This is a genomic window from Gemmatimonas sp., from assembly GCF_044376735.1.
Taxonomy (GTDB): Bacteria; Gemmatimonadota; Gemmatimonadetes; order Gemmatimonadales; family Gemmatimonadaceae; genus Gemmatimonas.
Genome location: NZ_JBILKJ010000237.1, coordinates 1 through 3389, shown reverse-complemented (window position 1 = coordinate 3389; position 3389 = coordinate 1). Strand labels below are relative to the sequence as shown.

The following is a 3389-nucleotide window of genomic DNA, read 5'->3' as shown; positions in this document are numbered from 1 at the left end:
CGTGGTTACGCGCCGCCGCTTCTGACGGGGCGTTTATGGTGGCGACCCGACAGCTGGAGGCGCTGGAGGAGATCGCCCGCGTGGACGCGACCCGGCTCCGGGAAGGGCTGGTGTCGGAGGCCGTTGGCCTTCGCACCCAGCTCGAAGCCGACCGGGCGCGCGTCGCGGTGGTGACGGCCTCCGGAGACGCCGCCCGCGCCCGCGCGCAGCTGGCCCGGGTGCTCGGCGTGCGCCCCGATGCCTTGCCGGCGTTGGCCGCGCTGGACGCTCCCGTGATGCCGGCCGCCCCCGACAGCGGTACCGTGAAGACCGTCGCGCTGCGGGCGCGGCCGGAAGTGCAGGCCCGTGAGGCGGCGCTCCGTGAAGCGCAGCGACGCTTTACCGCCGAACGACGCGGCCTGATTGGCGACATGCAGCTGCAGGGCGGCACCAAGCAGACCAGCGGGTTCATGACCGGGCAGATCGGTTTCGCCATGCCGTTCCCACTGTTCAATCGCAACGACGCGGCCCGGCAGCGCGCACGCGGCGAGTATGCCGAAGCCCAAACGCTGCGGGACGACATGCTGAACCAGATCGAGGGGAGCGTCGGCGCGGCGTGGCGGGCCTATGTGGCGTCGCGTGGCGCCGCGCAGGCGGCCTCCACCTTCGACGCGCGCGGCCGGGAAATCGCCCGCATCGCCCGCGTGGCGTATCGCGAAGGCCACGTGACGCTCACGGAACTGCTCGATGCCGAACGGGCGGCCACCGACGCCATGAATACCCAGCTCCGCTGGGCCGCCGACGCCTGGCTGTCCCGGCTCGAGTTCGAGCGCGCGCTGGGCGCGCGACTGGACGCATCGAGTCCGCTCGATCTGCCGTTGCTTTCCACCCTGCTGACCATCGGATCGTGATCATGCCCTCGACGTTCTGCTTTCCGCGCGCCCGTCGATTCGGTGCCGCCGGCCTGCTCCTTGGTAGCACCCTGGCCGCTGCCTGCGGCGGAGCCTCCGATGGCGGGAACATGGCCGCGGCCGACGCGCCGGCGCCGACCGCCGATACCGCCACGCTCTCGGCCAGGTCGGTCGCAATCGGCGGCTTCACCTATGATTCCGCCCGCATGGTGCCGTGGCAGTCGTCGGTGACCGTGCCCGGACGACTCATGCTCGATCCGAGTGCGCTCGAGACCATCGGGTCGATCACGGAGGGGCGCATCACGCACGTGCTGGTGCGGGTCGGTGATCGCGTGCAGGCCGGGCAGGTGCTGGTGCTCATTCACAGTCACGAAATCATGGACGCCCGCGGGGCGCTGGCCAGCGCCACCGCGAAGGTCGCCGCCGCCGAAGCCGAACGCGATCTCGCGACCAGTGCCGCCGACCGCGCCGCGCGCCTCCTCGAGGCCAAGGCGATGTCGAAGGCCGAAGTCGAACGGGCCGACGTGGGCAAGCGGGTAGCCACCGCCACGTACCAGCAGGCCATCGCCGAGCGCGACCGGGCGCTGGCGCTGATCGACCATCTCGTGGGTTCGGGCAACGTACCGGCGCTTGCCGATGAACACGACGTGCTCATTCGCACGCCGATTGCCGGCGTGGTCACCTCGCGTGCCGCACAGCCGGGCACGGTCGTATTGCCGGGCACGCCGCTGGTGGCGGTGGGCAATCCCGATCGGCTGCAACTGCAGATGCACCTGAGTGCCGACGCGGCGGCCGGCGTGCAGGTGGGCGCTACCGTGCGCTTTGCGCTCACTGAATCGCCGGCCACCACGATGACGGGCACCGTGACCCGCGTCGCGCCCACCGCAGACACCCTCACGCGCACCATCGAAGTGATCGCGGTCCCGAAAGGCGGCGGCCGCACCGGCCGCGCCGAGTCGTTTGTGCAGGCCGAGATCTCGGGGACTGGCGGAGCGCCCGCGCTCGTGGTGCCGTCGGCGGCCGTGCAGGCGCTCGAGGGCGACACGGTGGTGATCGTGGCCGATCCGCGCGGCGAAGGGCTCCATATCGAAGCCGTGCGCGTGCGAACCGGACGACGCGCCGGCGATCACACCGAGATTCTGTCGGGGCTCTCGCCAGGGCGTCGCGTGATCGCCGGCAGTGCGGCCATTGCGAAGGCGGAGCTGATCAAGCGTCGTTCGCCCGACGGAGAATGACGCCGTGAACGCCCTGATTCATTTCGCGCTCCATCGCCGCGGCCTCGTGATCGGTGTGACGCTCGCCCTGATGGCGGCCGGGCTGTACGCCCTGCAGCACATCGCCTTCGATGCGTTCCCCGATCTCACCGGCACGCGCGTGGAGGTGATCACGGTCGCACCCGGCATGGCGCCGGAGGAAGTCGAACGGCTGGTCACCTATCCGATCGAATCGTCGCTCATGGGCGTCCCCGATGCGGAAGACGTACGGTCGGTGTCCAAGTTCGGATTGTCGCTGGTCACGGTGCCGTTTCCCGATCACGTCGACGTGTACTTCGCTCGGCAGCTGGTGCAGCAGCGGCTCAACGATGCCAAGGGCGCCCTCCCGGCCGGGGTCGAATCCGCGCTCGGTCCCGTCTCCACGCCGATGGGCGAGCTGTATCAGTACGTGCTCACCAGCGACTCGTTATCGCTGACGGAGCTCAAGACGCTGCACGACTACACGGTGCGTCCGCGCTTGCGCACGGTGCCCGGCGTCTCGGAGGTCAATTCGTGGGGCGGACTCACCGAGCGTGTGGAGGTGATCGTCGATCCCGTCAAGCTGGCGGCGCGTCGTTTGACTATGTCCGATGTGCATGACGCCCTTGGCCGGAACACGCTGGCGTTCGGCGGCAGCTACCTCGAGCAGGGCGGCGAGCGCTATACGTTGCGCGGGCTTGGCCGTGTGGAGAGCACGAACGATGTGTTGCGGGTGCAGGTCGGCGCGTTTCAAGGCACACCGGTTCGCGTGAGCGACATCGGCACCGTGGTGATCGGGGCCCTGCCGCGGAACGGCGCCGTGACGCAGGACGGCCGCGAAGAAGTCGTGAGTGGGATGGTACTCAAGCTCAAGGGCGCCGACTCGCGTGACGTCATCAAACGCGTACGCGAGCGGATGGCGGAGATTCAGAAGGCACTGCCCCCGGGTGTGAAGGTGACGCCGTTCTACGATCAGACCGAGTTGGTCGGCCGCACCACCAGCACCATCGTGAAGAATCTGGTGGAGGGCGGCCTCCTCGTGATCGCCGTGCTCTTCCTGTTCCTGCGCAACGTGCGGGCGGCGCTGATCGTGGCGTCGGTGATTCCGATCTCGATGCTGATCGCCTTCATCGGCATGGGCCTGTTCGGCTACTCGGCCAATCTCATGAGCCTCGGGGCGCTCGACTTCGGGCTGATCGTGGACGCGTCAATCGTGATGATCGAAAGTTTCATCCGGCGCATCGAGTCGCATCGCGACACGCACCGC

Annotated in this window: 3 protein-coding genes; all 3 read left to right on the top strand. The window is 69.0% G+C overall.

The genetic code is table 11. The features are described from left to right. The coding region (locus ACIRA7_RS16020; protein ID WP_396221838.1) for a TolC family protein at nt 1–890 on the top strand (890 nt) is incomplete at its 5' end. A 2-nt stretch (nt 891–892) separates the two neighbouring features. After that, complete coding sequence (locus ACIRA7_RS16015; RefSeq protein WP_396221837.1) at nt 893–2125, top strand: efflux RND transporter periplasmic adaptor subunit; 1233 nt, start codon at nt 893–895, stop codon at nt 2123–2125. A 4-nt stretch (nt 2126–2129) separates the two neighbouring features. After that, nucleotides 2130–3389: efflux RND transporter permease subunit (locus tag ACIRA7_RS16010; RefSeq protein ID WP_396221836.1), on the top strand; the 1260-nt coding region annotated here is incomplete at its 3' end.